Here is a 26404-nt window from a genome sequence, read left to right as displayed (position 1 = left end):
TTTACTTGATAGCGCGTGCTTACTGGCCGCGCAGGAACAGCTTGTCGAGCGCGCCGATTTCGACCTGCACCCAGGTGGGGCGGCCGTGGTTGCACTGGTCGGCCCGCTCCGTGCTTTCCATCTGGCGCAGCAGCGCGTTCATTTCCTGGGTCGACAGGATGCGGTTGGCGCGCACGGCCGTGTGGCAGGCCAGGGTGCCCAGCAGTTCGTTGCGGCGCTCGATCAGCACCCGCGAACCGCCGAATTCGCGCACGTCGCGCAGCACGTCGCGCGCCAGGGTCTGGGCGTCCGCGTTCTTGAGTAGCACCGGCACCGAGCGCACGGCCAGCGTGGTGGGCGACAGGGCGGCGATGTCGAAGCCCAGCGCCTGCAGCGTTTCCTGGTGTTCCTGGGCGGTGCCCACTTCCACTTCCTCGGCGTAGAAGGTGACGGGGATCAGCAGCGGCTGCACCTGCATCTGTTGGCCGGCCACCTGGTCGTCGAGCGCGTTCTTGAGCTGTTCGTACAGGATGCGCTCGTGCGCCGCGTGCATGTCCACCAGCACCAGGCCCTTGCTGTTCTGGGCCAGGATGTAGATGCCGTGCAGCTGGGCCAGCGCGAAGCCGAGCGGGAATTCCTCCTGCGCCATGGCGGCGGACGAGGCCACGTAGGGCGTGGCCGAAGCGATCATGGTCGCCGAGGAGGCCATCGTGTCCATGCTGGCCGGGGATGCCGATGCCATGCGCTCATCGCGTGCCTGCTCGCCGCCGAACAGGGCGCCGTAACGCTCCGTGCTTTGCGCCACGCCACCGCCAGCCTGGCGCGATGGGCCGTAGGGTGAAGGTGAGAAGGTGGACGTGTAGCCGGGCGTGAGCAGGGGACCGAACGACGCTTGTTGCGCCTGGCCGCGCCAGTTGTCGCCCGCGTTCAGCGATTCGGCCGCCGGCAGCGGCGACGGCACGCTGCCGTGGGCCGTGGCCGACGTCTGTGCCAGCGCCCGCTGCACGGCGTGGAACACGAATTGGTGCACGGCGCGGCTGTCGCGGAAGCGTACTTCGATCTTGGATGGGTGCACGTTCACATCCACCAGCGCCGGGTCGATCTCCAGGGCCAGCACGTAGGAGGGGAAGCGGTCGCCGTGCAGCACGTCGGCGTAGGCGGCTTTGACGGCGTGCACCAGCAGCTTGTCGCGCACGAAGCGTCCGTTCACGTAGAAGAACTGGCCGTCGGCGCGCGCCTTGGAGGCGGTGGGCAGGCCGGCGTAGCCGTGCAGGCGCAGCGGGCCGGCCGTTTCGTCGATCGGCAGGCGCGCCTCGGCGAAACCATCGCCCAGGATGTGGGCGCTGCGCTTGGCCATCTCCGTCACGTTCCAGTGGTCGATGGTGCGGCCGTTGTGGCTGAGCGAGAACGACACGTCCGGCCGCGCCAGCGCGATGCGCCGCACCACCTCGGCGCAGTGGCCGAACTCCGTCTGTTCCGACTTGAGGAATTTACGCCGCGCCGGGGTGTTGTAGTACAGGTCCTTGACGTCCACCGTGGTGCCGTGGGCGCCGGACGAGGGCGATACGGCGCCCAGGTGCGAGCCCGCGATTTCCCACGCGTGGGGTGCGTCGGCCGTGCGGGTGGTGACGGTGACGGCGGCCACCGACGCGATCGAAGCCAGCGCCTCGCCCCGGAAGCCCAGCGTGCCCACGTTTTCCAGGTCGTCCAGCGAAGCGATCTTGGAGGTGGCGTGGCGGGCCAGGGCCAGCGGCAGCTGGTCGGGCGGGATGCCACGGCCGTTGTCGGTGATGGCGATGCGTTTCACGCCGCCTTCCTCCAGCCGCACCGTGATCTGGGTGGCGCCCGAGTCGAGCGCGTTTTCCAGCAATTCCTTGACCACGGCGGACGGCCGCTCCACCACCTCGCCGGCGGCGATCTGGGAAATCAGCTTGTCCGGCAGGGCCTGGATGGGACGGAGGGGGCGTTGGGTCGGGTCGGGCGCGTTCATGGCGCGATTATACCGATACGCACCACCCGACCGCGATCCATCGGAAACAATTTCGGGGGACTACGGTTTTGGCTGCTCGCGCACGGGGATGGGGACGTTGCATAGCTCGACGTAGCCGGCCGCGTACTTGTTCCACGGGCCGCCCCGGTTGCGCTGGGCTTCCACGGCGGCCTTGTAGGTGGCGCTGTCGGTACGCATCACTTGCAAGTGGCTGCGCTCGGCCTCCGGCACGTCGGCCGCCAGCCGCATGGAGGTGATGGGCGGGTGGACTTCAGTGGCGCCATAAAATCCCATGGCCTCATGCCCGCGCGGCAGTGTCGAGAGCAGCGCCATGCCCGACACCACCCGGCCCACGACGGTGATGTTGCGGTCCAGGTGGCGCGGCGCGTGGCCCGTCACGGCGTACAGCGAGGTGCCATTGCCGCTGTCGTTCTCCACGTCGCGGCCCACGCCCACCATGCCATAGCAGTGCGCCAGCCAGGTGCGGCCAGCCTTGGGATCGCGTCCGGCGGGAAAGCCGTTCGAGATGCCCACCTGCGGCGCGTAGCCGTCGCGCTCGGGCAGGGCGGTGAAGTGGCGGTCGTTCTTGAGCGGTACGGTGAATTCGCCCGGTACTTTTTCCCTGGCCGTCTTGAGCGGCTTGGGATGGGCTTCGTCCGCATCGCCCCACTGGGCCACGTAGTTGTCCTGCGAGCGCACCACGGCCTGGCCGTCGTAATAGCGTTCGCGCGTCAGCAGCTTGATGTTGGCCACGTTTTGCGGCGCGAAATCGGGCGCCAGTTCGATCACCACGCGCCCGCCGGGCAGTTCCATGTACAGCGTATTGTCCGGGTCCAGCGGGCGCCAGTCGGACGCGCTGGAAGCCTTGACGATGTCGGCCACGGTGGGCTTGATGGGCAGGCCGGGGGCGGCGCTGGCCGCCAGCACTGGCACGGCGGCCAGGGCCAGCGCCAGCGTGGTGGCACGGCGGATCGTCAGGGAAAATGGGGTGTGCATCCAGGCTCTCCTCGGTGATGGCGGGATGATGGCGGGGTGGTCGCAGGGTAGCGCCATACGGTGCGCGGCGGGTAGCGCGCGCTGCGCCGATTGTAATCGGAAAGATGGTTAAATTGGAAACGCAAATATCCGCCGACTATCACGGCAGGAGTGCGGCCGGTGGTGTATGATTCCGGCGCAACCTTTATGGGACGAATATGGATTTGATGCAATTTTTCGGCATGCTGTTGCATGTCGACAAGACGCTGGAACTGCTGATACAGCAATACGGCACGCTGGTGTACGCGGTGCTGTTCGCCATCATCTTTTGCGAGACGGGGCTGGTGGTGCTGTTCTTCTTCCCTGGTGATACGCTGCTGTTCATTGCCGGCGCCCTGTGCGCGGTGGGCGAGATGAACCTGGCGCTGCTGATGCTGCTGTTGGTGACGGCGGCCGTGACGGGCAACACCCTCAATTACTGGATAGGCGAGGCCATCGGCCACCGTGTGTTCACCCATGATTACCGGTGGATCAACAAGCAGGCGCTGCGCCGCACCCACGACTTTTTCGAAAAGCACGGCGGCAAGACCATCGTGCTGGCCCGCTTCGTGCCTGTGGTGCGCACCTTTGCACCGTTCGTCGCTGGCGTGTCGGACATGACCCATGCCCGCTTCCAGCTTTACAACATCACCGGCGCCACGTTGTGGGTGCTGCTGTTGACGACGGCCGGCTACTTCTTCGGTAATATCACCATCGTGCGCGAGCATTTGACGGAAATCGTGCTGTTCGGCGTGGGTGTGGCCGTGGTGCCGATGGCGCTGGGCGGGGTATGGAAGCTGTCGCGCCGCATGCTGGGCCGCTGACGATACAGGGAAGGCGCCACGGCCCCGCCGTGGCGTGTTGTATCGTAAATAATTCTCTCGTGCATGGTCCGCACGTCTCAAGTTTTGCCGTACTGCATCCGTATACAAGAGTGTAATTCTCACTTTCCTCGATACCCATGCGTACACTGATCGCCCTGATAGCCTGCAGCATCGTTGCCGCGACAGCCAGCGCCGCCGATCCGGGCATCACGCCGTCGGCCAAGAATTCCGCCCCTAAACCCATCGAATCGATCCGTCCGCACGCGGCCGGCGCGGCCAGCGCTGGATCGGCATCGGCATCGGCTTCCGTGCCGGAGAAATCAGGCCCACCCGTGCGCGCCAGCGCCATGTCCGAGCGCGCGCGCGAGGAACAGGCCGAAGCCGACCTGTCGGCCAAGATCGCGGCCCGCCTGGCCATCATGCGCGCCAATCAGGCCGCGCGCGTGGCGCAGCAGGCCAAGGCCAAGAAAGCCGCCGCCGCAGCGGCAGCGGTGGTGGCGGCCGCGCCCAAGGTCTACAGCAATCACTGGTCGTATGAAGGCGAGAATGGCCCGGCCAACTGGGGCCGCATCAATCCTGAGTGGGCCAAGTGCGGCATCGGCAACCGCCAGTCGCCGATCGATATCCGCGATGGCATGAAGGTGGACCTGGAACAGATCACCTTCGATTACAAGCCATCGTCGTTCAACGTGACGGACAACGGCCATACGGTGCAGGTGATGGTCAGTGGCGGCAACTTCATCACGGTGGCCAACCGCATGTATGAACTGATCCAGTTCCATTTCCACCGGCCGTCCGAGGAGCGTATCAACGGCAAGGGCTATGAGATGGTGGTGCACCTGGTGCACAAGGATGCGGAAGGCCACCTGGCCGTGCTGGCGCTGCTGCTGGAACGGGGCAAGCCGCAGCCGACCATCCAGACCGTGTGGAACAACCTGCCGCTGGAGAAGTTCGACACCATGGCGCCGTCCATTGTGCTCGATCCCATGGACTTGATTCCGGCCCGGCGCGATTACTACACCTACATGGGTTCGCTGACCACGCCGCCCTGCAGCGAAGGCGTGCTGTGGCTGGTGATGAAGGAACCGGTGCAAGCCTCGCCGGCGCAGATGGCGCTGTTCAGCCGCCTGTATCCGCTCAACGCCCGTCCCGTGCAGCCGTCTTCGGGCCGTATCGTCAAGGAATCGAACTAACAGCGGCGCGGGGGCTGAATCAGCTGTCGATTCAGCAGCTGATTCAGTTGCTGATCCTGTGCCGGCCCACCCACTGCGCGCCCGGCGCTAGCTGCTGCTGGTCCACCCGGGCCGGTTCGATGCAGACAAAACGCAGGTATTCATCGTCGGCCATGTCGGCCAGCGCCGCCGCGTCGGCCGCGCCGGGATTCCACACCACCCACTCGCTGTAACCTTGCTGCTCCAGGCGCAGCGCGCCACCGGCCGTGCGCAGCGTGAGCGCGGGCGGGGCCTGGTACAGGCGGTCCGTCTTTTCCGTAAAGCGCAGTACCGGCTCCTGCTGTTCCAGCGTGGCCATGAGGTGGTCGGTGTAGCGGCAATGCTGCAAGCCTTCGATGGCGGCCGCTTCCAGTTGTCCCACTTCGAAATAGGTGTGCAGCGCCACGCCGAACGGGAATGGCTGCGTGCCCGTGTTCTGCACAGTGCACAGCAGGTCCAGTGCCGGGCCGCCCAGCGTGAAGCGCAGGCGCAGTTCGAACGCATGGGGCCAGGCTTGCGCCACCGGCGCGGCCAGGTCGGCCGGCGCCAGCACGAATTCGGCCCACACGCGGCCATCCTCGCCGCCGCTGCCGGCCAGGCGCCAGGTGCTGGTGCGGGCGAAGCCGTGGCGCGGACCGTCGCCGCGCGCGTTAAATTGGGGGAAGATGACGGGCACGCCGCCGCGTATGGCCTTGCTGCCGTCCAGCGCCGATTTGGCGCTGCAGAACAGGTGTTCCTTGCCTTCGGCCGTTTTCCAGGACAGCAGGTGGGCGCCGAACAGCGCCACCGTCGCTTGTGCGCCATCCGGCGCCGTCAGGCGCACGGCCGGCAATTGGCCGTACTCCACCATCGTTACCACGGTCATTGCATTCATCCTTGGGTGTGAAATCAGGTCAGGCGGTTCTTGGACAGCGGCGGATTCTTGGCGAAGTAGCGCCGTATGCCCTTGACGATGGCGTCGGCCAACTGATCCTGGTAGGCGTTGTCGAGCAGCTTGGCCTCCTCCTCGGGGTTCGAGATGAATGCCGTTTCGACCAGGATGGAAGGGATGTCCGGCGCCTTCAGCACGGCGAAACCGGCCTGCTCGACAGCGCCCCGGTGCAGACGGTTGATGCCGCCGATCTCGCCCAGCACGGCCTTGCCCAGTTTCAGGCTGTCGTTGATCTGGGCCGTGGTGGACAGGTCGAACAACACGCTGGCCAACTGCTTGTCGTGACTCTTGACGTTGACGCCGCCGATGGTGTCGGCCAGGTTTTCCTTGTTGGCCAGCCAGCGCGCGGCGCTGGAGCTGGCGCCTTTTTCCGACAGCACGAACACGGACGAGCCGCGCGCCGTCGGTTCCACAAAGGCGTCGGCGTGGATGGAGACGAACAGATCGGCCTGCACCTTGCGCGCCTTTTCCACCCGCGTACCGAGCGGCACGAAGTAGTCGGCGTCGCGCGTCAGCATCACCCGCATGTTGGGATGTTCCTCGATACGCGACTTGAGGCGCTTGGCGATGGCCAGCACGATATCCTTCTCGTGGCTGCCGTTGCTGCCGGAGGCGCCGGGGTCTTCGCCGCCGTGCCCGGGATCGAGCGCGATGGTCAGCATGCGCACCATCTTCTGGCCCGCTCCCGCCTTGGCCTCGCTGCGCGCTTCGAAACGGTCTTCCGGTTTGATGGCGGTCCTGGCATCGGCGCGGGCATCCGGCTTACCATCTGGCTTACCGTCCGCCTTACCGTCCGCCTTCTGCGCCTGCGCAACGTCCGCACCGGGCGTGGATGGCGCCGGAGCGCCGCCCACGGTGGGCGTGCCGTCGCGCGCCGCGCCTGCGGCCGGTTGTGTCGCCTTGCCCGCCTCGTCCGACCAGTTGCCCTTTTCGATCATGGCGGCGATCGGGTCGACCGCCTTGACGGGGTACAAATCGAAGATCAGGCGGTGCTTGTAATTGCCCGCTGGCGCCAGCGTGAACACCTGCGGCGTCACTTCCTCTTTCAGGTCGAATACCAGCCGCACCACGTTGGGCCGGTTCTGGCCCACCCGCACCTGCTTGATGTAGGGATCGTTGGACTGGATCTTGGCCACCAGGCTTTTGAGCGTGGGATTGAGTTCCAGGCCCTCGATATCGACCACCAGCCGGTCCGGGTCCTTGACGATGAAATGGGTCGCCTTCAGGCTGGAATCGTTTTCCAACGTCACGCGCGTGTAGTCGTCGGCAGGCCACACCCGCACGGCCAAAATTTGCGCCGCGCGCGCGGGCAGGGGCGCGAGCACGGACAACAGCAGCGTGCCGCCGGCTTTCAGGATGGTGCGCCGCATGGCCCGGGGAGCGGTGCCGCTCACAGGTTGGGCGCGAAATGGAGGCGTTCGAGGCATGAGTGACCCAGGGCGGTGGTTGCCTGCAATTCTACATCACGGCCGTCGCCGGCGACGGACAGGAACAGGTTCAGGTCGGGCGGCGGCAGCACCCGGTCCGCCTTTTCCGGCCATTCGACGATGCAGATGTTGTCACCGTTGAAATCTTCGCGGAAGCCGGCGTCCAGGAATTCCTCCGGGCTGCCCATGCGGTACAGGTCGAAATGGATCACGTTCACGGCGCGCCCGTTCAGTTGCACACGGTACGGTTCGGACAGCGTGTAAGTGGGGCTCTTGACGGTGCCTTCATAGCCGGCCGCGTGCAGCAGGGCGCGGGTGAGGGCGGTCTTGCCGGCGCCCAGGTCGCCGTGCAGGTAGATGGCCAGGCCGGGCGCGAGCGCGCGCGCCAGCGAGGCGCCCAGCGCGCAGGTGCCGGCTTCGTCGTGGAGATGGGCTTTAAAGTGCTGCATCAATTAAAATAGCGTTTTAGATGAACGTTTTGCAGGTTCGGGCGTTCGTGTCCGTATCCTTTGTGGGCCGCAAGGCCCGCCTGCCTGCATTGTAACCGCCCGCCTGTCACCATGTCCCTGTCCGAAGCCAATTTAGCCGAACTTGCCGCCAGCATCAAGCAATGGGGGCGCGAACTGGGTTTTGCCGAAGTACGCATCACGGACATCGACCTCACCGCGTCCGAAGCGGGTCTGCAGGCGTGGCTGGACGCGGGCATGCACGGCGAAATGGATTACATGGCCAGCCACGGCATGAAGCGTGCCCGGCCCGCCGAACTGGTGCCGGGCACGGTGCGGGTGGTCACGGCCCGCATGGACTATCTGCCGCAGTCCATGCCCGAGGATTGGCGCGAGCGGGAAACGGCGCGCCTGGCCGAACCCGGCGCGGCCGTCATTTCGCTGTACGCGCGGGGACGCGATTATCACAAGGTGTTGCGCGCCCGCTTGCAGCAACTGGCCGACCGCATCCGCGCCGCGACGGGCGAATTCGGCTACCGCGTCTTCACGGATTCGGCGCCCGTGATGGAATTGCCGCTGGCCGAGAAGGCGGGGCTGGGCTGGCGCGGCAAGCACACGTTGCTCATCAGCCGCACGGCCGGTTCCACCTTCTTCATGGGCGAAATCCTGGTCGACCTGCCGCTGCCGGTGGACCCACCCACGGGCGCCCATTGCGGCCAGTGCACGGCGTGCCTGGACGTGTGCCCCACCCAGGCCATCATCGGCCCCGGCAAGCTCGATGCGCGGCGCTGCATCTCCTACCTGACCATCGAACTGAAAAGCGCGATCCCGGAGGAGATGCGGCCCCTGATTGGCAACCGCGTGTATGGCTGCGACGATTGCCAGACGGTCTGCCCGTGGAATAAGTTCGCCCAGCGCGCCGTGCTGCCGGACTTCGACGAGCGCAATGGACTGGGCGGGGCGGACATGGTGGACCTGTTCGCGTGGAGCGAGGAGGACTTCAACCGGCGCCTGGAGGGTAGCCCGATCCGCCGCATCGGCCATGAGCGCTGGCTGCGCAATATCGCCGTCGGGCTCGGTAATGCGGCGGCGGCTGGGGCGCGCGGTGACGCGACCATCGTGGCCGCGCTGATGTCACGCCGCGATCATCCGTCGGAGCTGGTGCGCGAGCATGTGGAATGGGCGCTGGCGCGGCACTTGGATAGGGATTGAAGCTCATTCAGAAACGCAAGCAGGAGTGGGTTCTTGTCCGTCTGCGATAAGAGCTTGGTTTCATGAATGGCTAACCCTTCCATCGAGCGGATGTCCAGCGGCTTAGTCCCACAGAGGGGCTAAGCGTTTCAGAAGCAAGTTACTTTGAACTTTAGCCTCATGTCAAACGATGGTGAACTCATCGGTGAAGACAATCTCGTAGTTGAGAGGCCGCTACCTTAACTTAACCCCTCGTTCAAGGGAACGCCTGACGGCACCAGCTAATTCGAACTCTGGGCGTTTTGATTTCGGAAACCTTCGCTTGATTTTTGTATCCAATTAGATACAATGAAACACATGTTCTCGGTACTTCAAACACAGGAGTTCCAAGACTGGCTTGATGGCCTCAAAGACATTAAAGCCCAGTTGCGCATAGTTGCGAGACTGCGCTTGGCTGAGGCAGGCAATCTTGGCGACTGGAGGCCGGTCGGGGGAGCGGTATCGGAATTGCGCGTTGCGTTCGGTCCGGGCTATCGTCTGTACTTCACGAAACGTCAGAACATTCTCATCGTCATGCTCGCTGGCGGCGACAAATCAACCCAGGCAAGAGATATCAAACGGGCACAAAAAATCTTGCAACAATTGGAACTTGAATGATGAGCACTCCTAAGACCAAAGCAAAGTTAATTCCATTGGATGCGGCTCGTTACCTCACTGACGAAGGTGCTATCGCCGAGTACATGACCGCAGTTCTCGAAGCCGAGGATACCGATCTTTTTATTCTTGCGCTCAGCGACGTTGCGCGAGCCAAGGGAATGGCGCAGGTCGCAAAGGATGCAGGGCTAGGCCGAGAGAGTCTTTACAAGGCACTCACCCCCGGCGCGAAGCCGCGTCTCGACACCATCCTCAGAGTGGTCCGTGCGCTCGGCGTCAGGTTATCGGCGCACGCGACGTGATGCCGAGTGTGGCCAATGGTCGGCTGTGGCAGGGCAGGGTAAAGGAGTACGAATAGCGATGCCGTGGTGCTGATTCATGGTCAATATCCTTCTTGGTGGTCGCGATCACAAGAAACACGCAAATTAACCAGCCCCGTCAAACTTGCTTGAGCCGCAGCGCCGACCAGTCGTCGTCGATGGCGACGATGGCCACGCTATCGAGTCCTATCGTCGCCGCGTGTTCGCGTATCGTGTCGCGGTGCAGGCCGATGTTTCGCTTGGCGCCGCCTTTACGATAGGCCACCCATAGCGCCGCCTTGGGCGCCATCCGCGCCTTCGCTTGGGGCAGCAGGGTTGCCAGTTCTTGCTGGCTGGTGGCGAACAGCAGCACCAGCTCCGCCGCTTCGTCGGCAGCGGCGAGCTTGTCTGCCGGCAGCGCGGCCAGCAGCGAGCTGCTACCTGCTTCTCTGTTCAGAACGGCGATCGAACCGGCCTTGTGGACATACATTTTTTCCGCGATAGTCTTTTCGGTCATTGCCTGTCCGGATTGTCGGTTTTGTTGGAAGCGATGCTGACCTGGAAGAATGGCGGAGGCATTTGCCCAATATGTCTTCACCGAAGCGGCGTCGTTGGGATCATAGGCACAGTCCGGGTCGTCCACCTGATCCGGTGCGGATGCGATTGCCGTAGCTATTTGCTCGACGCTAATATGTAGCCGCTTTGAGATAAGTTCGCGTTTCATGTTTGCTGCTATAACGGCATGAAATGAATCGAGCGCAATCTCGCTCCTCGCCCTGGTCGTGGAGTGCTACCCGCATAGTATGCATCACTCTGAGGCAAATCAAGCACATGCTCTATGTCGCCTCACTTGAGCAGCCCCGCCAGCTCCACGGCCGTCTTGACTTGCATCTTGTCGAAGATATGGGCGCGGTGCACTTCCACCGTGCGCATGCTGATGCCCAGCTGGTCGGCCACCACCTTGTTCATTTTTCCAGCCAGGATCAAATCGAGCACTTCCCGTTCGCGGCCCGACAGCGTGGCCAGGCGCGCCTGCACGGCGGCGCGAGCGCCGGCCTGGCGTGAGCCGGCCAGCCCTTCCTGCACCCGGTCCATCAACTCGTTGTCGTTGAACGGCTTTTCGAAAAAATCGAAGGCGCCGCGCTTGAGCGTGTCGACCGCCATCGGCACGTCGCCGTGGCCGGTCAGGAAGATCACGGGCAGGCGCTGCGTCAATCCCTTGGCGGCCAACTGGTCGAACACGGCCACGCCGTTCACATCCGGCATGCGCACGTCCAGCAGCACGCAGTCGCCGTCGGCGTCGAACTGGCCGCGCGCCACTTCGGTCAGAAAAGCATGCGCGCTGTCGTAGGCGCGCGCGGCGATCGCGCGCGAGCCGGCCAGCCAGGAGAGCGCGTCGCGCACCACTTCTTCATCATCGACTATGTGCAGCATGGTTCAGATTGCTCCTGTGTGCGTGGCAACCGGCGCGGCCGGCAAGGTGAATGTGAAGATGGTACCGCCTTCCGGGTTGGCGTGGTGGGTCAGCGCGCCGCCGTGGAATTCGATGGCGGTGCGGCAGATGTTCAATCCCATGCCCATGCCTTCGGCCTTGGTGGAAAAGAACGGTGAGAACAGGCGTTCAGCCACGTCCTGCGGAATGCCGTGGCCCTGGTCGATCACGGCCACGCTGACCTGGCCGGCCGCCGCGTCGTAGCTGGCGCGCAGGGTCAGCACGCGGCGCTGGGGGGGGATGTGGGCCATCGCTTCGATGGCGTTGCGGGTCAGGTTCAACAGCACCTGTTCGACCATCATGCGGTCGATGCGCAGCGGCGGCAGGTCGGGCGCCAGTTCGGTGTGGATGACGACGTAGAAGCGGCGCGCCTGCAGTTCGATCAGCGCGCGTATGCCTTCCAGCAGCGCCGGCAGCGTCACTTCCTCGCGCAACGGTTCGCGCTTCTTGACGAAGGCGTGCACGCTGCGGATGATCTGGCCGGCCCGCTGGGCCTGCGCGGAAGCCTGTTCCAGCGCCGGCTTCAGCATGCTGCCATCGACCGGCGCGCCGCTGGCCTCGGCCCGTCCCAGCACGTTGAGCGCGCCCGTGGTGTAGCTGGAAATGGCCGCCAGCGGCTGGTTCAGTTCATGGGCCAGCATGGAGGCGATTTCGCCCATGGTGGCCAGGCGCGCGCTGGTCTGCAGCTTTTCGTGCTGCTGGCGGTTCAGTTCCTCGATGCGCTTGCGGTCGGAGATGTCGAGGATGGAGCCCATCCAGCCCGTCTGGCGCCCATCCTTGTCCACCAGCGGCGCTTCGAAGATCAGCACCGGCACGCGGGTGCCGTCGGCGCGCTGGAAGATGGTTTCGAACTGGGGCGTGATGGTGCCGGCCAGTACGGCGGCGAAGCGGTGCTGGTATTCGGCCATCGCTTCGGGCGCCCAGTAGGGCATGGGCGGCACCTTGCCGATCAGTTCCTCGGGCGGGTAGCCCACCAGTTGGCAGAAGGCGGGATTGACGTAGGTGACCCGGCCTTCCAGGTCGCGCGCGCGCAGGCCCGTGACGAGCGAATTTTCCATCGCGGTGCGGAACGACATTTGCTGGCGTAGCGCGCCCTCGGCCGCCAGCCGGCGCGTGATGTGGCCCCACAGCGCCAACAGACTCCACAACAAGCCCAGCGACAGCACGATGACGGAGCCGACCAGCAGGTTGGGCAGCAGGCGCGGCGCGCTTTTGACGCTGTCCGTCACCAGCGTGATATTCACGCCCGGCAGGTCCAAGGCCCGCTTGTGGGTGTACACCCCGTGGCCGGGACCGGCGGCGGCGCGCCGCGCCAGCACGTGGTCGTCGCGGTCGGTGAGGGTGATCTGGTTCTCCTGGGCGAACCACCACGGCACCATTTCCTCCAGCAGGGCGCTGACCTGGTAGGTCGCCACCAGGCTGCCCAAATAGGTGCCGCCCCGGTACAAGGGCACGTGGTAGTCCATCAGCACGGCGGCCGGTGGCGCGTGCGGGTCCGGGTTCTGGGCTTCGGGCTGGGTGTACTGCGCGTTATGGGTACGGCGCGCGATGTCGGCCGTGGTACGTGAGATTTCGGACAGGGGCGCGCCGTCGTCGCTGCCGGTGATCATCCGGCCTTGTGGATCGATCCATTGCACCCGCAGCAGTTCGTGGCCGTTGTTGAGCAGTTGCGCCATGCGTTCGCGCAGCTGGTTCGGCGTCAGGTGGCCGTTGTCGATGTCGGCGCCCAGGGCGCGCAGGCTTTCCTCGTCGCGCCCCAGCTGGAAGCGGATGGTTTGCTCCACCCAAAGCGTGTCGGCGATCAGTTGTTCCTGGCGCTCGTTGCTCTCCATCTCGCGCGCCTGCCACGGCAACCAGATCAGGATGGTGAGGAACAGCAGCACCAGCACCACCGGCAGCAGCCAGCGTAAGGTGTTGTTGAACTGGAGGCGGCGTGCGAAGGTGGGAACAGGGTTCATTGCCGGCAAGGTTATCCAGTTGGGCTGGCGTCGCCATTGTGGCTTTCCACAGTTGCGTGGCCACAGGCGACTGCCGAGAATCGGCGACAAACATCATAATAGTGTATTTTGGTACACCTATATCCTCGGAGACCGCATGCAATTGAGAGCCAGCCTGGCGGCCCTGTGCGCCGCCCTGTGCGCGAACGCCTACGCCGAAGGTCCCATCATCATCAAGTTCAGCCATGTGGTGGCCATGGATACGCCCAAGGGCCAGGCCGCGCAGCGTTTCAAGCAGCTGGCCGAGCAGGCCACCCATGGCCGCGTCAAGGTCGACATCTATCCGAACAGCCAACTGTACAAGGATAAGGAGGAACTGGAGGCGCTGCAACTGGGCCTGGTGCACATGCTGGCGCCGTCGCTGGCCAAGTTCGGTCCGCTGGGGGTGAAGGAATTCGAGGCCTTCGACCTGCCCTATATCTTCCCCAGCAAGACGGCCCTGTACAATGTGACCGAGGGCGAGATCGGCAAGGGCATGCTGAAGAAGCTGGAGGCCAAGGGCATCACCGGGCTGGCGTTTTGGGACAATGGTTTCAAGCTGATGTCGGCCAACAAGCCGCTGCACACGCCGGCCGACTTCAAGGGCTTGAAGATGCGCATCCAGTCGTCCACGGTGCTCGATGCGCAGATGCGGGCGCTGGGTGCCAGTCCGCGGGTGCTGGCTTTCTCCGATGTCTATCGGGCCTTGCAAACGGGGGTGGTGGATGGCACCGAGAATCCGCCGTCGAATATGTACACCCAGAAGATGTATGAGGTGCAGCGGCATGTGACTGTGTCCAACCACGGTTACCTGGGCTACGCCGTGATCGTCAACAAGAAGTTCTGGGACGGCCTGCCGGGCGATATCCGCAATGCGCTGGAGAAGGCGATGAAGGATGCCACCACGTTCGAGAAGGCGATCGCCCAGCGCGATAACGACGCGGCGCTGGAGGCCATCAAGAAGACTGGCAAGACTACTGTCTACGCGTTGAGCGTGAAGGAGCAGGCCGAGTGGCGCCGCGCGCTGCTGCCGGTGCAGCGGGAGATGGAAGGCCGGATCGGCAAGGACCTGATCTCGGCCATCAACAAGGAAGCAGCCAAGTAAGGTTGGCCCGGCCACTGCCCGGCGCGCGCCACGGGTGCCCGACTTAATTTATTACTAAAATATTAGGACCTGCTGTCTTTTTCTTACGACAAAAAAAATGGGAAAAAGCCATTCAGATACGTTATGATGGCGTCGCTGTCGGACATATAACTGATAACGAAATGCGTCCAGGTAGCAAAGAACATACAAGCAGTACGCAGGATTAGTTGTGGGGAGTGGGTATAACAACGGCGAACCAGAGCCGGCCATATTTGAGGAGACACACGTTTTACAGAATGCTGTTGGTATCACTGTTGCAAGCCGCCACAAGCGCGCTACGACGGGAACCAAACGGCCGGGAACGTGAAGCAGGATTCGAGCGCACCTTCGGGTGCGCTTTTTTTTGTCCCGTGGTTTTACAATGGCGGCACCGGTGTCGTGCCGGCGCGACAGCGCGACTAGCAACAGGACCAGCGGAAGGACAAGGAAGTGACGAGAATACAACAGGGCAGCGAGATCTTTTCCGCCATCATCGACTTGCCGTTCGGTAAGTTCGGCATCCGTACGGCCGGCGCCTTGGTGACGGAACTGTATTACCTGGCGCCCCATTTCGATGAAAAGGCGCCGCAGGACAAGGTGGCCGAACTGGCGGCCGACCAGGTGCTGCGCTACTGCCAGGACCCGGACTTCGTGTTCGACCTGCCGCTGGCGCGGGTGGGCAGCGCCTTCCAGCACAAGGTGTGGGACACCATCGCCTCCATCCCGCGCGGCAGTGTGCGCACCTATGGCGAAGTGGCGCGCCACATCGGCTCGGCGCCGCGCGCCGTGGGCCAGGCGTGCGGCGCCAACTGGTTCCCGCTGGTGATCCCCTGCCACCGGGTGACGGCCGCCAACGGCCTGGGCGGTTTTTCCAACAACGACGACCAGAACGGCTACCACCTGAACATCAAGCGCTGGCTGCTGGCGCATGAGGGAGCGAGCGAGTACGCATGGCGCCAGACAACCCTGCTCTGATCGACGCCTTCTGCGACAGCCTGTGGCTGGAGGATGGGCTGTCCAAGAATACCCTGGAAGCCTACCGCCGCGATCTGCGCCTGTTCGCCCGCTGGCTGCAGGTGCAGCGCCCGGCGCTGCCGGACCTGCACGCGGTGGCGGGGCACGATATCAGCGATTATTTTTCGGCCCGCCATGGGCAGACCAAGCCAAGCTCCGCGAACCGGCGCCTGTCCGTGCTCAGGCGCTTTTACCAGCACGCGCTGCGCAACAAGCAGATCGCCGCCGACCCGTGCGCCCAACTGCCCACGGCCAAGCAGCCGGCCCGCTTCGTCCATACGCTCAGCGAAGCCCAGGTGGAAGCGCTGTTGGCCGCGCCGGACGTGACCACCCCGCTGGGCCTGCGCGAACGCACCATGCTGGAGTTGATGTATGCCAGCGGTCTGCGGGTGTCGGAACTGGTGGCGCTCAAGATGCTGGAGCTGAGCTTGAACGATGGCGTGCTGCGCGTCACGGGCAAGGGTGCCAAGACGCGGCTGGTGCCGTTCGGCGCCCAGGCCCGGCTGTGGATAGAGCGTTACCTGAAAGAGGCGCGCGGCGTGATTCTCGATGGCCAGGTGGACGACGCCTTGTTCGTGACGGCCCGCGGCGGCCCCATGACGCGCCAGATGTTCTGGGTGCTGATCAAGAAGCATGCGCAGCGGGCCGGCATCACGGCGCCGCTGTCGCCGCACACGCTGCGCCACGCCTTCGCCACCCATCTGCTCAACCACGGCGCCGACCTGCGTGTGGTGCAGTTGCTGCTGGGCCATTCGGACATTTCCACCACCCAGATCTACACCCATGTGGCGCGTGAACGGCTCAAACATTTACATGCGCAACATCATCCGCGTGGATGAAAAAGTTGCGCGGGCCGTATCTGCGTCATAATGTACTTGAATTATCTCAATATCATGTAAGCAGAGGATGCAAATGGCAAAGACAAATTTCCAATATGAAAAGCGGCAACGCGAATTAGAAAAGAAGAAAAAGGCCGAGGAAAAAGCCAGGCGCAAAGCCGAGCTGAAGGCCAATCCCGGCGCCCGGGATGAGGAAGCGGATGCGGACGCCGACGATGGCGAGCCGCAAGACGCCGACGGCGCAGCGGCCGAATAAGAACAACAAGCGGGGTCAGTTCCGGCATCGCGCCACCAATTTGGCAGGTTGCCGGAACTGACCCCGTTTTTCCACCAATTTGGCAGATTGCCGGAACTGCCCCCGTTTTTCACACTGGCGCCGGCTTCAAGCCACTTCTTCCTGCCGCGCTGACGCAGGCACGGCCGTCACGCCGTGTTCCGGTTTTCCCTTGAAATAGCGGGCCGCCCGCTTGCCCAGATTATCCAGATAGGTGTACGCCACCGGCACCACCACCAGCGTCAGCAGGGTGGAGGTGAGCACGCCGCCGATCACGGCCCGGCCCATGGGCGCCTGTAATTCTCCGCCGTCCCCCATGCCGATCGCCATCGGCAGCATGCCGAACACCATGGCCAGCGTGGTCATCAGGATGGGGCGCAGCCGTACCTGGCCGGCTTCCATGATGGCGTCGAACTGGCTCAGGCCCGCGCGCTGGCCATGGTTGGTGAAGTCCACCAGCAGGATGGCGTTCTTGGTCACCAGCCCCATCAGCATGATGAAGCCGATCACGGAGAAGATGTTGAGCGTGCTGCCCGTCACCAGCAATGCCACCAGCACCCCGATCAGCGACAGCGGCAGCGACACCATGATGGCGATCGGTTGCATGAAGCTGCCGAACTGGGACGCCAGCACCAGGTAGATGAAGATCACGGCGATGCCCAGCGCCATGGCGGCGCCGGACATGGTTTCGGCCATGTCCTGGGCGCTGCCGGCCACGTCGAAGCGCACCCCGGCCGGCAGCTCGATCTGTTTCATGGCGCGCTTGATGTCGGCGTCCACGTCGCCGCCGGGCCGGCCTTCCACGGCCGCGTAGATGGCCACCCGCCGCTGCAGCGCCTGGCGCTTGAGCACCTGCGGGCTGGACGAGGGCACGAACTCCACCACCTGGCGCAGCGGGATCATGATCGGCTTGCCGTCCGGCCCCAGCCGGCTGGACGCCAGCGACAGGTCGGCCAGGTCGGCGATTTTTTGCCGGCCCGACTTGGGCAGTTGCACGTTGACGTCGTAGTTCTGGCCATCGTCGGCCAGCCAGTGGCTGACCGTGTCCCCGGCTACGAACGGGCGCAGGGCGGCGCCGATCTGCTGCACCGACAGCCCCAGGTCGCTGGCCAGCTCGTTGTTGATCTTGATGGTGGTGGACGGGTTGGCGCCTTCCTGGCTGTACTCCAGGTCGGCCACGCCCTTGATCTGCTTCATCTTGTCCATCAAACGGTGGGCCACGGCGTCCAGCTTGCCTTCATCGGTGCCGAGGATGGCGATGAAGATGGGCTTCTGGCCCACCGACAGCGTGATGCCGGCGATGGTCGACAAGCGGTCCCGCACCAGCTTTTCCAGTTCCTTCTGCGAGCGCCGTTTGTGCGTCTTGAGGTCGCTCAGCTTCATGACCACGTCGGCCGTGTTGCGCCCGTCCTGGGTGCCCACCCGCGACAGCACGTCGACGATCTCGGGGAAGCTCTTCAGGGCCGCCTCGGCTTGCGCCACCTTGCTGTCCGTGTATTCCAGGCTGGAGCCGACCGGGGTCTTGAAGCGCATGAAGATGCGGCCATCGTCCGTGTCCGGGAACATCTCGCCGCCTATCATGGGCACCAGCGCCAGGCTGGCCACGAACAGGGCCAGCGCCAGCGCCAGCGTGCTCTTGCGCCAGCGCAGCGCCAGCGCCAGCACCTTGCCGTACACCCCGTGCAGGCGGTGCACGCCGCCTTCCAGCCAGGCCATCAAGCGGCCCAGCCATGGGACGTACTTGAAGCGGTCCTGCACCGGGTCGGCCCACACGGACGACAGCATGGGATCGAGCGTGAAGCTGACGAACAGCGACACCAGCACGGCCACCGCCACCGTCAGTCCGAACTGCAGGAAGAAGCGGCCGATGATGCCCTGCATGAACGCCACCGGCACGAACACGGCCACGATGGCGAAGGTGGTGGCCATCACGGCCAGCCCGATCTCGTTGGTGCCGTCGCCGGCGGCGCGGCGGTGGTCCTTGCCCATGCCCAGGTGGCGCACGATGTTTTCGCGCACCACGATGGCGTCGTCGATCAGCAGGCCGATGCACAAGGACAGCGCCATCAGGGTCAGGAAGTTGAGCGTGAAGCCGAACGCCTTCATGGCGATGAAGCTGGCCATCACGGAGATCGGCAGCGTGAGGCCGGTGATGATGGTGCTGCGCCACGAGTGCAGGAACAGGAACACGATCACCATGGTCAGCCCGGCGCCTTCCAGGATGGTTTCCCTGACGTTGGTGAGCTGGCTTTGCACATGCACGGATTCGTCGTTGAGCACCTTCAGTTCCATGTCCTTGGGCAGCGACTGGCGCAGCTCGGCCGCCACGCGCTGGATGCCGGTGCCCACGGCCACCACGTTGGCGTCCTGCACCTTGGTGATCTCGATCGAGATGGCGCGCTGGCCGTTCAGGCGCGACAGCGACAATTCCTCCTGCTCGCCGTCCACCACGTTGGCCACCTGCTCCAGGAACACGGGGCCATTGGCGCGCCGCGCCACGATGATCTTGCTGAATTCGCGCGCCTGTTTCAGCTTGCCCTCCACCCGCACCAGTTGTTCGTTGGCGCCGTAGCTGATGCTGCCGGCCGGCAGGTTGGTGTTGGTGGCCTGGATGGCGGCGATCACTTCATCCACGCCCACGGCCTGGGCCGTCATGTCGGCCGGACGCAAACTCACCAGCACCTGGCGCGCGCGGGTACCCGTGAGGCGCACCTGGCCCACGCCGGGCACGGCCTGGAAGCGCTTGGTGATGACCTGGTCGGCCAGGGTGGACAGCTCACGCAGCGAGTGGGCGCTGGCCGTCAGGCTCAGTTGCACGATCGGTTGCTCGTTCTCGCCTTCCACGCGGGCGATGAACGGATCCTTGGCTTCCTTGGGGAAGCGCGGCCGCACCAGCGCCACCTTGTCGCGGATATCCTGCATCGCCTTGTCCATGTTGGTGGACAGGTTGAAATCGATATACACGCCAGCCCGGCCTTCCCACGAATTGGCGCGCAAGGTCTTGATGCCGCTGACGGTGTTGATGATGTCTTCCAGCGGCCGGGTGATGTCGTTCTCTACCGCCTCGGGCGAGGCGCCCGGATACTGCACTTCCACGATGGCGACCGGGATCTGCACGTTGGGCATGGCTTCCAGGCCCAGTCCCTGGTAGGAGAACAGGCCCAGCACGACCAGCGCCACCATCACCATGGTGGCGAACACGGGATTCTGAATGCTGACTTTGGTGATCCACATGGCTTAGTCCTTTTGCGCCAGTTGCGACGCGTGCGGCGCTGGTGTTGTGCCCGCGCTGCGGGGCGGCTTGACGGGGCTGCCGGCCTTGAGGCCGTCGATCTTCGCGATGATCACGCTGGCGCCGGGCGCCAGGCCGTCCGTCACTTCGGCATAGCCCTCGTCCTCGTTGCGCATGCCCAGCACCACCGGCTGCACGGCCACCTTGTCCTGGACGATGGTGTAGACCACTGGCCGGCCCTGTTCCGTGCGCAAGGCCGCCAGCGGCACCAGCGGCGCCACGGCCGAGCGGGCCATCACCAGGCTGCCCTTGGCGAACATGCCGCCGCGCAGCGCGCCATCGCCATTGGGCACGGCCACATACACCAGCATGTAGCGCGAACCGGCTTCCGTGGTGGGGTTGATGCGGGCCACCTTGCCGCTGAATTCACGCTGCTGGAAACCGTCGACCTGGAAGCGCACTTCCTGGCCCACCTGGATGCGGGGGATTTCCGAGGCCGGCACCTGGGCTTCCAGCGTCAGTTCGGCCAGGTTGACGATGGTGTAGACCGGCATGTCGGGCGCCAGCTTCTCGCCGGCCTGCACGTGGCGCTTGCTGACGATGCCGCTGATGGGGGCGCGGATCACGCCATCGTTCATGGCGATGCGCGCCACCTCGACGGCGGCGGCGGCCGCCTTGACGCTGGCGCGCGCCAGGTCCACGCTGTTCTGGGTGCTGTCGTAGGCCGTCTGGGCGATGTATTTCTGCTTGAGCAGGGCCAGGCTGCTGGCCTCGTTCTTGGTGGCCAGCGACAGCCTGGCCTGGGCTTCGTCCAGCGCCGCCTGCTGCTGCGACAGGCGGGCCCGCAAGTCCGCCAGGTCGATGCGGGCCAGCACTTGGCCGGCCGTGACGGCCATGCCTTCCTGCACCGTGGTCAGTTCCACCTGGCCCGACACCTTGGATTTGACGGTGGCCTGGCTGAGCGGCGCCAGCGAGCCGGACAGGGGCAGGCGCAGCGCCAGCGAGCGGGCCGTGATGGCCGCCACGTCGGTGCTGGCCAGTTCCAGCACGGCCGGTGCCTCGGCCTTGGCTTTGGTCTTCTGCTCGCTGGCCTGGGCGGCCGTGGGCTGGGGCCGCAACATGGCCCAGCCGCCGCCAGCCAGGCCCAGCACGGCCACGGCGATCACGGGAAGGCGCCAGCGATGGCGGCGTACGGCGGGCTGGGGAGGCAGGGTCTCGATTTTCATGTCGTCGTCTTCTTGTGGAATGGGGGCGGGGCGCCTGGGGACCGATCGCAGCATCGCCGCATAGTTGGAAGGGGGACAATCCTGTCCCCCTTGCCTTCGTCCGCGGTTGAATGCATGTTGTCACTTTAAGAAGGAAGGGCGCCGGCCGCCACCGGAATGCGACAAAGCGTTAAAAAGCGGGCCTGAGCTGCAAAAAAGCGGATGCCAGCGCCACCGGCGGCGGTGCCCACGCGGCCCAAATTGTTGGTTTATGGCAACCGATATTGGCTAAGGCGGAGCGGGGCGTGACTTTCTTGAGCGAAGTCAACAGCGCGCACGCGGGTCAAGGAAGAATGGCTTAAACGCTGATAAGCGCTAATATTTCGTGAGGTCAACGTGAGTATTCCCCCAAGCAGCGTTGGTGGCAGCGCGCGCATCGATGGCCCCGGCTACCAGGCGCTCGACGTGATCGCCCATATCGTGGCCGCCATCGAGGCCACGCCCATGGTGGCCGTGCATAGCGTGGACCGGGCCGGCACGGTGCGGTTCTGGAACCATACCAGCGCCCTGTTGTATGGCGTGGCCACGGCAGACGCGCTGGGCCGGCCGCTGGAGGCGCTGCTGCGCCCGGTGGGGCGGGCCGGCGATTATGAGGCCGCGCTGGCGCGCGTGTGGCGCACGGGCCAGCCCGCCGCCGCGCGCGACTGGTGCATGCGGCTGGCCGACGGCCGCAGCGTGTGGATTTACTCCACCATGTTTCCAGTCGGCCGCGCCGGCGTGCCGGAGCAGATCTTTTGCATGGACGTGGACATCACGGCCCGCAAGGCCGAGGAAAACGCGCAGCTGTCGGCCGGCGCCAATTTCCGTCACCTGGTCGAGCGCAGCGGCGACGCCATCGTGCTGCTGCGGCGCGGGCGCATCGCCGACGCCAATCCGGCCGCGCTGGCGCTGTTCGGCTGCGCCCGCAAGGACGAACTGCTGCGGCGCACGCTGGCCCAGCTGTCGCCGCCGCAGCAGGCCGACGGCGCGCCCTCGGCCGCCGCCGCCCGGATCCGGGCCCGGCTGGCGCGGGCGCAAGGCAATCTGCGCTTCGACTGGCGCTACCTGAACGGCGCCGGCCAGCCGTTCTGGGCCGAGGTGCTGATGACCTTCGCCACGCTGGACCGCCAGCCCACTTTCTACACGGTGATCCGCGACATCTCGGCCCGCAAGGAGGCCGAGCAGGCGCTGTGCCTGGCGGCCCAGGTGTTCGAGAACAGCCGCGACGCCATCGTGCTCACCGATGGCCAGCAGGTGATCGCGGCCGTCAACCGCGCCTACCGCGACGTGACCGGCTACGACGGCGCGCGGATGCTGGGCCAGCCGCTGGGCGGGCACCGCTGCGGCATCGAGGATGAGGCCCAGTACCAGCGTATCGTGGCGGCCGTGGGCGAAAGCGGCCACTGGCAGGGCGAAGTGTGGGCGCTGCGTGCCAACGGCCAGCGCTATCCGGCCTGGCTGGCGTTGACGGCCATCCGCGACGCCCGCCAGCAGGTGAGCAACTACATGGGCATGTTGTCGGACATCACGGAGCGCAAGCAGGCCGAGGACCGCACCCGCCACCTGGCCGAACACGACTTCCTGACAGGATTGCCGAATCGCGCACTGCTGCTGGATCGCCTGAACCTGGCCCTGACGGCGGCGCGCCGCCACCACAGCAAGCTGGCCATCCTGTTCCTGGACCTGGACCGCTTCAAGCACATCAACGATGCGCTGGGCCACCACGTGGGCGATCTGCTGCTGCGCGAGGTGGCCGCGCGCCTGGTGCGCTGCGTGCGCGCGGTGGACACGGTGAGCCGCCAGGGCGGCGACGAATTCCTGATCGTGCTGACCGATATCGGCGCCGTGGACCAGGCGGCCCACGTGGCGGCCACCGTGCTGCAATCCATCGCCCAGCAATATGTACTGGAACAGCACCGGCTGGACGTGAGCACCTCGATCGGCATCAGCATCTACCCCGACGACGGCGCCGACGTCGACACCCTGGTACGCCACGCCGACCTGGCCATGTACCACGCCAAGGAGCATGGCCGCAACCGCTACCAGTTCTTCAACGCCGAGATGAACGGGCAGATCACGGAGCGGGTGCGCTTCGAGAACGATTTGCGGCGCGCCGTGGCCGAACGCCAGTTCGAGCTGGTGTTCCAGCCCGAGCTGGACCTGGCCACCGGCCAGGTGCTGGGGATGGAGGCGCTGGTGCGCTGGCGCCATCCGGAACTGGGGTTGCTGGCGCCGGCCCGCTTCATCGGCGTGGCCGAGGAATGCGGCCTGATGGTGGTGATCGGTACCTGGGTGCTGCAGGAGGCGTGCCGGCGCGCACGCGGCTGGCATGATGAGGGCCGGCCGCTGGTGGTGGCCGTCAACCTGTCGCCCAGCCAGTTCATGCAACGGGGACTGGCGGACACGGTGAGCGAGGCGCTGCGGGCGTCGGCGCTGCCGGCGTCGCTGCTGGCGCTGGAGATCACGGAAACGACGTTGATGAAGGATGGCGGCGCCATGACCATGCTGCAGGAGCTGCGCACGCTGGGCCTGAGCCTGGTGATCGACGACTTCGGCACCGGCTATTCGCGTCTGGGCCATTTGAAGGACTACCCGGTCGACAAGCTCAAGATCGACCGGTCCTTCGTCAACGACTTCGAGCACGAGCCGGCCGAGGCGGCCGTGGTCAGCGCCATCATCGCGCTGGCCCACAGCCTGAAGATGAAGGTGCTGGCCGAAGGCGTGGAAACGGAGACGCAACTGCGCTTCCTGCGCGAGCAGGGCTGCGACCAGTACCAGGGCAGTTACGTGCGCGCCGAGCCGGGGCCGGCGCCGGCAGCCGGGGACGGCGCCGCGCTGTGAACCGGCAACCCGCGCTAGCGCAGCGGCGGGACCGGGGTGGCCACGCCGTTTAGCCGCAGCCGCACCAGCACTTGGCCGTGGTCGGAGGTTTCCGGGCGCTGCAGCAGCAGGTGGTCGTTCAGGTAGTTCACTTCCAGCACTTCACCGATGGCGTGGCGCGAGGCCGGGTTGAAATGCTCAGACACCAGCACATGGTCGATGGTCATGAAGCGCCCTTCGTGGACGTTGGTGTAGCCCAGGTGGCGCGCCTGATCCTGGCGCAGCTGGATCTGGTTGCTGTCGAACAGGCGGCCGCGCAATTCGTCGTCCGGCGAGCAGGGGGCGCCGGCGCCCAGCACGATGCTGGTGGTGACGGCATCGAGCGTGTCGTTGAAGTCGCCCAGTACCACGCACGGACGCCGCGCGTTCAGCGCCAGTTCGCCGGCCAGCGCGCGCAGCGCCACCGCCTCCGTGCCGCGCCGGATCAATGAGCGCAGGTTGGCCTGGGCGTACTGCATGGAATCGGGGCCACCGTTGCCATGGCCGCCGTTGCCGTTGTTGCCGCCATTGCCGCTATTGCCACCGTTGCCACCGTTGCCGTTGGCATCGCCGCTGCGGTAGTCGGGCCGTTTCGATTTCAGGTGCACCACCAGCACGTCGAGCTCGGTGCCGCCGGGCAGCAGCAGCCGCGCATGCACGGGCGCGCGCGCGTAGCGCTCGGCGTCGCGGCAATGGATGGGCATGGCCACGCCAGCGGGGAAGGTGGGGTGGCTGGCGGCCGGCGCCGCCAGCGGCAGGCGCGAGATCAGCGCCACCTGCGGCGTGAGGCGTTCGGCGTGCGGATCGGGCGCCACGCCAGCCACGCTGGCGCCGCCGTAGCGCCGGCTGCGCGCCAGCACGTCGCGCAGCGCATCCAGGCTGAATACTTCCTGCAGCCCCACCACGTCCGCGTCGAGCTGGTCGAGCTGGTGCGCCGTCCAATCGATTTTCGCTTCGTATTCCGCCGCCGTCAGCGGCGCCAGGTTGTCATACAATTTCGCCCCGGCCGGGGCCAGGTTGCAAACATTGAAAGTGGCAAAGCGAATTTCTTGCTGCATAATGCGACACTCCTTAGCGAACGTTTAGCGTATCACGGCATGGCAAAGAAAGAACACATTTCAGAAACCCAGGCGACCCAACTGCTGCGCAAGCACCAGGTGGCGTTCAGCGAACATCCCTACGACTACGAGGAACATGGCGGCACCACCGTGTCGGCGCGCGAACTGGGCGTGGACGAGCACCACGTGGTCAAGACGCTGGTGATGCAGGACGAGGCGGCCAAGCCGCTGATCGTGCTGATGCACGGCGACTGCAAGGTGTCGACCAAGAACCTGGCGCGCGCCATCGGCTGCAAGTCGGTCGAGCCGTGCAAGCCGGAAGTGGCGCAGCGCCACAGCGGCTACCAGGTGGGCGGCACTTCGCCGTTCGGCACCCGCAAGGCCATGCCGGTCTATGTGGAGCAATCGATCCTGGACCTGGCAACCATCTATATCAACGGCGGCCGGCGCGGCTACCTGGTGGGCATCGCGCCCCAGGTGCTGATCGACGTGCTGGGCGCGCGCCCCGTCCAGTGCGCGCTGGCGGACTGACCAGCCTTTCAAAAAGCCCGTGGCGTCGATGTGGCGCAGCGTTGGCAAAACCGCACAATTTTCCCGATCGGGGACGGGCTTGGTGTATATTCAGCCTCCCCCGGCCCAGCGCGCCGGGAATTATCTGCAAAGGGACACAATGAATACAGTATGGATGACCGTGGCCGCCTATCTGGTGGGCTCGATCTCGTTCGCCGTCGTGATGAGCAGTCTGTTCGGCATCGCCGACCCGCGCACCTACGGCTCCAAGAACCCCGGCGCCACTAATGTGTTGCGAAGTGGCAACAAGAAGGCCGCCATCATGACCCTGATCGGCGACGGCGCCAAGGGCTGGCTGGCCGTGTGGCTGGCGATCCGCTACGCCGACCTGTTGCAGGTGGGCGACATGACGATCGCGCTGGTGGCCATCGCCGTGTTCCTGGGCCATCTGTGGCCCATCTTCTTCCGCTTCGTGGGCGGCAAGGGCGTGGCCACGGCGCTGGGTGTGCTGCTGGGCCTGAACCCCTGGCTGGGCCTGGCCACGCTGGCTACCTGGCTGGTGGTGGCGTTCGCGTTCCGTTATTCGTCGCTGGCGGCCCTGATCGCGGCCCTGTTCGCGCCGTTCTACTATGGCTTGCTGTTCGGCGTGGAGCCGCAACTGTTCGCCGTGGTCGCCATGAGCGTGCTGCTGGCCTACCGCCACAGCCAGAACATCTCTAACTTGCTGGCCGGCAAGGAAAGCCGCATCGGCGGCAAGAGCGCCGGCGCCGCCAAGGCCAAGCACAAGTAATCGTTCGCGCACCAGCGCATCAGCGTA

General features: G+C 65.2%; 23 protein-coding genes. 12 read left to right on the top strand and 11 right to left on the bottom strand.

Annotated elements, in window-relative coordinates; translation table 11 throughout:
* Positions 1–19 precede the first annotated feature (19 nt).
* Together mutL and H3H39_RS13460 are read right to left on the bottom strand one after the other, a co-directional pair.
* Positions 20–1969: a DNA mismatch repair endonuclease MutL gene (gene mutL, locus H3H39_RS13465; protein ID WP_182153900.1), complete on the bottom strand. Its 1950-nt coding sequence runs from the start codon at positions 1967–1969 to the stop codon at positions 20–22.
* Between the two features lie 60 nt (positions 1970–2029).
* Positions 2030–2965, bottom strand: a complete 936-nt coding sequence (locus H3H39_RS13460; protein ID WP_182153899.1) for a peptidylprolyl isomerase — start codon at positions 2963–2965, stop codon at positions 2030–2032.
* 197 nt (positions 2966–3162) lie between these two features.
* Between H3H39_RS13460 and H3H39_RS13455 the strand changes: the two genes are divergently transcribed.
* Together H3H39_RS13455 and H3H39_RS13450 are read left to right on the top strand one after the other, a co-directional pair.
* Positions 3163–3807, top strand: coding sequence for a VTT domain-containing protein (locus H3H39_RS13455; protein ID WP_182153898.1), 645 nt, complete (start codon positions 3163–3165; stop codon positions 3805–3807).
* A 137-nt stretch (positions 3808–3944) separates the two neighbouring features.
* A complete protein-coding gene (locus H3H39_RS13450) occupies positions 3945–5000 on the top strand; it encodes a carbonic anhydrase (RefSeq protein WP_182153897.1) in 1056 nt (351 codons plus the stop codon).
* 43 nt (positions 5001–5043) lie between these two features.
* Here H3H39_RS13450 and H3H39_RS13445 read toward each other — a convergent pair whose 3' ends face one another.
* Genes H3H39_RS13445 through tsaE form a run of 3 tightly spaced genes read right to left on the bottom strand, consistent with a single transcriptional unit; the run spans position 5044 to position 7825 of the window.
* On the bottom strand, positions 5044–5883 hold the full coding sequence (locus H3H39_RS13445; protein ID WP_182153896.1) for a D-hexose-6-phosphate mutarotase: 840 nt from the start codon (positions 5881–5883) through the stop codon (positions 5044–5046).
* Positions 5884–5906: 23 nt separating this feature from the next.
* On the bottom strand, positions 5907–7376 hold the full coding sequence (locus tag H3H39_RS13440) for an N-acetylmuramoyl-L-alanine amidase (RefSeq protein ID WP_182153895.1): 1470 nt from the start codon (positions 7374–7376) through the stop codon (positions 5907–5909).
* Positions 7340–7825 carry a tRNA (adenosine(37)-N6)-threonylcarbamoyltransferase complex ATPase subunit type 1 TsaE gene (gene tsaE / locus H3H39_RS13435; RefSeq protein WP_182153894.1) on the bottom strand — a complete coding sequence of 162 codons (486 nt, stop codon included), beginning with the start codon at positions 7823–7825 and terminating at the stop codon, positions 7340–7342. Before tsaE ends, H3H39_RS13440 begins: the two co-directional genes overlap by 37 nt.
* A 111-nt stretch (positions 7826–7936) precedes the next feature.
* Between tsaE and queG the strand changes: the two genes are divergently transcribed.
* From queG to H3H39_RS13420, 3 genes are all read left to right on the top strand, one after another.
* Entirely contained in the window at positions 7937–9034 is a 1098-nt protein-coding gene (gene queG / locus H3H39_RS13430) for a tRNA epoxyqueuosine(34) reductase QueG (RefSeq protein WP_182153893.1), read from the top strand.
* A gap of 336 nt (positions 9035–9370) precedes the next feature.
* Complete coding sequence (locus H3H39_RS13425; RefSeq protein WP_182154108.1) at positions 9371–9670, top strand: type II toxin-antitoxin system RelE/ParE family toxin; 300 nt, start codon at positions 9371–9373, stop codon at positions 9668–9670.
* Entirely contained in the window at positions 9670–9969 is a 300-nt protein-coding gene (locus H3H39_RS13420; RefSeq protein WP_182154107.1) for an addiction module antidote protein, read from the top strand. The genes H3H39_RS13425 and H3H39_RS13420 overlap by 1 nt, the downstream gene beginning before the upstream one ends.
* Positions 9970–10105: 136 nt before the next feature.
* On the opposite strand, the gene H3H39_RS13415 is transcribed toward H3H39_RS13420, so the two are convergent.
* From H3H39_RS13415 to H3H39_RS13405, 3 genes are all read right to left on the bottom strand, one after another.
* On the bottom strand, positions 10106–10690 hold the full coding sequence (locus tag H3H39_RS13415; protein WP_182153892.1) for a DUF3052 family protein: 585 nt from the start codon (positions 10688–10690) through the stop codon (positions 10106–10108).
* A 122-nt stretch (positions 10691–10812) separates the two neighbouring features.
* Complete coding sequence (locus tag H3H39_RS13410; protein WP_182153891.1) at positions 10813–11400, bottom strand: response regulator transcription factor; 588 nt, start codon at positions 11398–11400, stop codon at positions 10813–10815.
* A gap of 3 nt (positions 11401–11403) precedes the next feature.
* Positions 11404–13416 (bottom strand): sensor histidine kinase, encoded by a 2013-nt coding sequence (locus H3H39_RS13405; RefSeq protein ID WP_182153890.1) that lies wholly within the window; start codon positions 13414–13416, stop codon positions 11404–11406.
* A gap of 136 nt (positions 13417–13552) precedes the next feature.
* On the opposite strand from H3H39_RS13405, the gene H3H39_RS13400 reads away from it, so the two are divergent.
* From H3H39_RS13400 to H3H39_RS13385, 4 genes are all read left to right on the top strand, one after another.
* Complete coding sequence (locus H3H39_RS13400) at positions 13553–14539, top strand: TRAP transporter substrate-binding protein (RefSeq protein WP_182153889.1); 987 nt, start codon at positions 13553–13555, stop codon at positions 14537–14539.
* A 468-nt stretch (positions 14540–15007) separates the two neighbouring features.
* A complete protein-coding gene (locus tag H3H39_RS13395) occupies positions 15008–15532 on the top strand; it encodes a methylated-DNA--[protein]-cysteine S-methyltransferase (protein ID WP_311196916.1) in 525 nt (174 codons plus the stop codon).
* Positions 15508–16410, top strand: coding sequence for a site-specific tyrosine recombinase XerD (gene xerD / locus H3H39_RS13390; protein ID WP_182153888.1), 903 nt, complete (start codon positions 15508–15510; stop codon positions 16408–16410). Before H3H39_RS13395 ends, xerD begins: the two co-directional genes overlap by 25 nt.
* A 73-nt stretch (positions 16411–16483) precedes the next feature.
* Positions 16484–16666 (top strand): hypothetical protein, encoded by a 183-nt coding sequence (locus tag H3H39_RS13385; protein WP_182154105.1) that lies wholly within the window; start codon positions 16484–16486, stop codon positions 16664–16666.
* A gap of 126 nt (positions 16667–16792) precedes the next feature.
* Here H3H39_RS13385 and H3H39_RS13380 read toward each other — a convergent pair whose 3' ends face one another.
* Positions 16793–19918: an efflux RND transporter permease subunit gene (locus H3H39_RS13380; protein WP_182153887.1), complete on the bottom strand. Its 3126-nt coding sequence runs from the start codon at positions 19916–19918 to the stop codon at positions 16793–16795.
* Between the two features lie 3 nt (positions 19919–19921).
* Positions 19922–21142, bottom strand: a complete 1221-nt coding sequence (locus tag H3H39_RS13375; protein WP_182153886.1) for an efflux RND transporter periplasmic adaptor subunit — start codon at positions 21140–21142, stop codon at positions 19922–19924.
* Between the two features lie 375 nt (positions 21143–21517).
* Between H3H39_RS13375 and H3H39_RS13370 the strand changes: the two genes are divergently transcribed.
* Positions 21518–24001, top strand: a complete 2484-nt coding sequence (locus tag H3H39_RS13370) for a sensor domain-containing protein (RefSeq protein WP_311196915.1) — start codon at positions 21518–21520, stop codon at positions 23999–24001.
* Positions 24002–24015: 14 nt separating this feature from the next.
* Here the strand turns inward: H3H39_RS13370 and H3H39_RS13365 are convergent, their stop codons facing one another.
* Positions 24016–25077, bottom strand: a complete 1062-nt coding sequence (locus tag H3H39_RS13365; protein WP_182153885.1) for an endonuclease/exonuclease/phosphatase family protein — start codon at positions 25075–25077, stop codon at positions 24016–24018.
* Positions 25078–25116: 39 nt separating this feature from the next.
* Between H3H39_RS13365 and ybaK the strand changes: the two genes are divergently transcribed.
* Entirely contained in the window at positions 25117–25608 is a 492-nt protein-coding gene (ybaK, locus tag H3H39_RS13360; RefSeq protein ID WP_182153884.1) for a Cys-tRNA(Pro) deacylase, read from the top strand.
* A 139-nt stretch (positions 25609–25747) separates the two neighbouring features.
* A complete protein-coding gene (plsY, locus tag H3H39_RS13355) occupies positions 25748–26377 on the top strand; it encodes a glycerol-3-phosphate 1-O-acyltransferase PlsY (RefSeq protein WP_182153883.1) in 630 nt (209 codons plus the stop codon).
* Positions 26378–26404 lie beyond the last annotated feature (27 nt).

Source organism: Rugamonas apoptosis, assembly GCF_014042355.1.
Taxonomy (GTDB): Bacteria; Pseudomonadota; Gammaproteobacteria; order Burkholderiales; family Burkholderiaceae_D; genus Rugamonas; species Rugamonas apoptosis.
This window is presented reverse-complemented; position numbering and strand designations above follow the sequence as displayed.

Bases quoted from the DNA above. Each gene is read 5' to 3' on its own strand.
- mutL (WP_182153900.1), bottom strand. From the start codon at position 1,969: ATGAACGCGCCCGACCCGACCCAACGCCCCCTCCGTCCCATCCAGGCC.
- H3H39_RS13460 (WP_182153899.1), bottom strand. From the start codon at position 2,965: ATGCACACCCCATTTTCCCTGACGATCCGCCGTGCCACCACGCTGGCG.
- H3H39_RS13455 (WP_182153898.1), top strand. From the start codon at position 3,163: ATGGATTTGATGCAATTTTTCGGCATGCTGTTGCATGTCGACAAGACG.
- H3H39_RS13450 (WP_182153897.1), top strand. From the start codon at position 3,945: ATGCGTACACTGATCGCCCTGATAGCCTGCAGCATCGTTGCCGCGACA.
- H3H39_RS13445 (WP_182153896.1), bottom strand. From the start codon at position 5,883: ATGACCGTGGTAACGATGGTGGAGTACGGCCAATTGCCGGCCGTGCGC.
- H3H39_RS13440 (WP_182153895.1), bottom strand. From the start codon at position 7,376: ATGCCTCGAACGCCTCCATTTCGCGCCCAACCTGTGAGCGGCACCGCT.
- tsaE (WP_182153894.1), bottom strand. From the start codon at position 7,825: ATGCAGCACTTTAAAGCCCATCTCCACGACGAAGCCGGCACCTGCGCG.
- queG (WP_182153893.1), top strand. From the start codon at position 7,937: ATGTCCCTGTCCGAAGCCAATTTAGCCGAACTTGCCGCCAGCATCAAG.
- H3H39_RS13425 (WP_182154108.1), top strand. From the start codon at position 9,371: ATGTTCTCGGTACTTCAAACACAGGAGTTCCAAGACTGGCTTGATGGC.
- H3H39_RS13420 (WP_182154107.1), top strand. From the start codon at position 9,670: ATGAGCACTCCTAAGACCAAAGCAAAGTTAATTCCATTGGATGCGGCT.
- H3H39_RS13415 (WP_182153892.1), bottom strand. From the start codon at position 10,690: ATGAAACGCGAACTTATCTCAAAGCGGCTACATATTAGCGTCGAGCAA.
- H3H39_RS13410 (WP_182153891.1), bottom strand. From the start codon at position 11,400: ATGCTGCACATAGTCGATGATGAAGAAGTGGTGCGCGACGCGCTCTCC.
- H3H39_RS13405 (WP_182153890.1), bottom strand. From the start codon at position 13,416: ATGAACCCTGTTCCCACCTTCGCACGCCGCCTCCAGTTCAACAACACC.
- H3H39_RS13400 (WP_182153889.1), top strand. From the start codon at position 13,553: ATGCAATTGAGAGCCAGCCTGGCGGCCCTGTGCGCCGCCCTGTGCGCG.
- xerD (WP_182153888.1), top strand. From the start codon at position 15,508: ATGGCGCCAGACAACCCTGCTCTGATCGACGCCTTCTGCGACAGCCTG.
- H3H39_RS13385 (WP_182154105.1), top strand. From the start codon at position 16,484: ATGGCAAAGACAAATTTCCAATATGAAAAGCGGCAACGCGAATTAGAA.
- H3H39_RS13380 (WP_182153887.1), bottom strand. From the start codon at position 19,918: ATGTGGATCACCAAAGTCAGCATTCAGAATCCCGTGTTCGCCACCATG.
- H3H39_RS13375 (WP_182153886.1), bottom strand. From the start codon at position 21,142: ATGAAAATCGAGACCCTGCCTCCCCAGCCCGCCGTACGCCGCCATCGC.
- H3H39_RS13365 (WP_182153885.1), bottom strand. From the start codon at position 25,077: ATGCAGCAAGAAATTCGCTTTGCCACTTTCAATGTTTGCAACCTGGCC.
- ybaK (WP_182153884.1), top strand. From the start codon at position 25,117: ATGGCAAAGAAAGAACACATTTCAGAAACCCAGGCGACCCAACTGCTG.
- plsY (WP_182153883.1), top strand. From the start codon at position 25,748: ATGAATACAGTATGGATGACCGTGGCCGCCTATCTGGTGGGCTCGATC.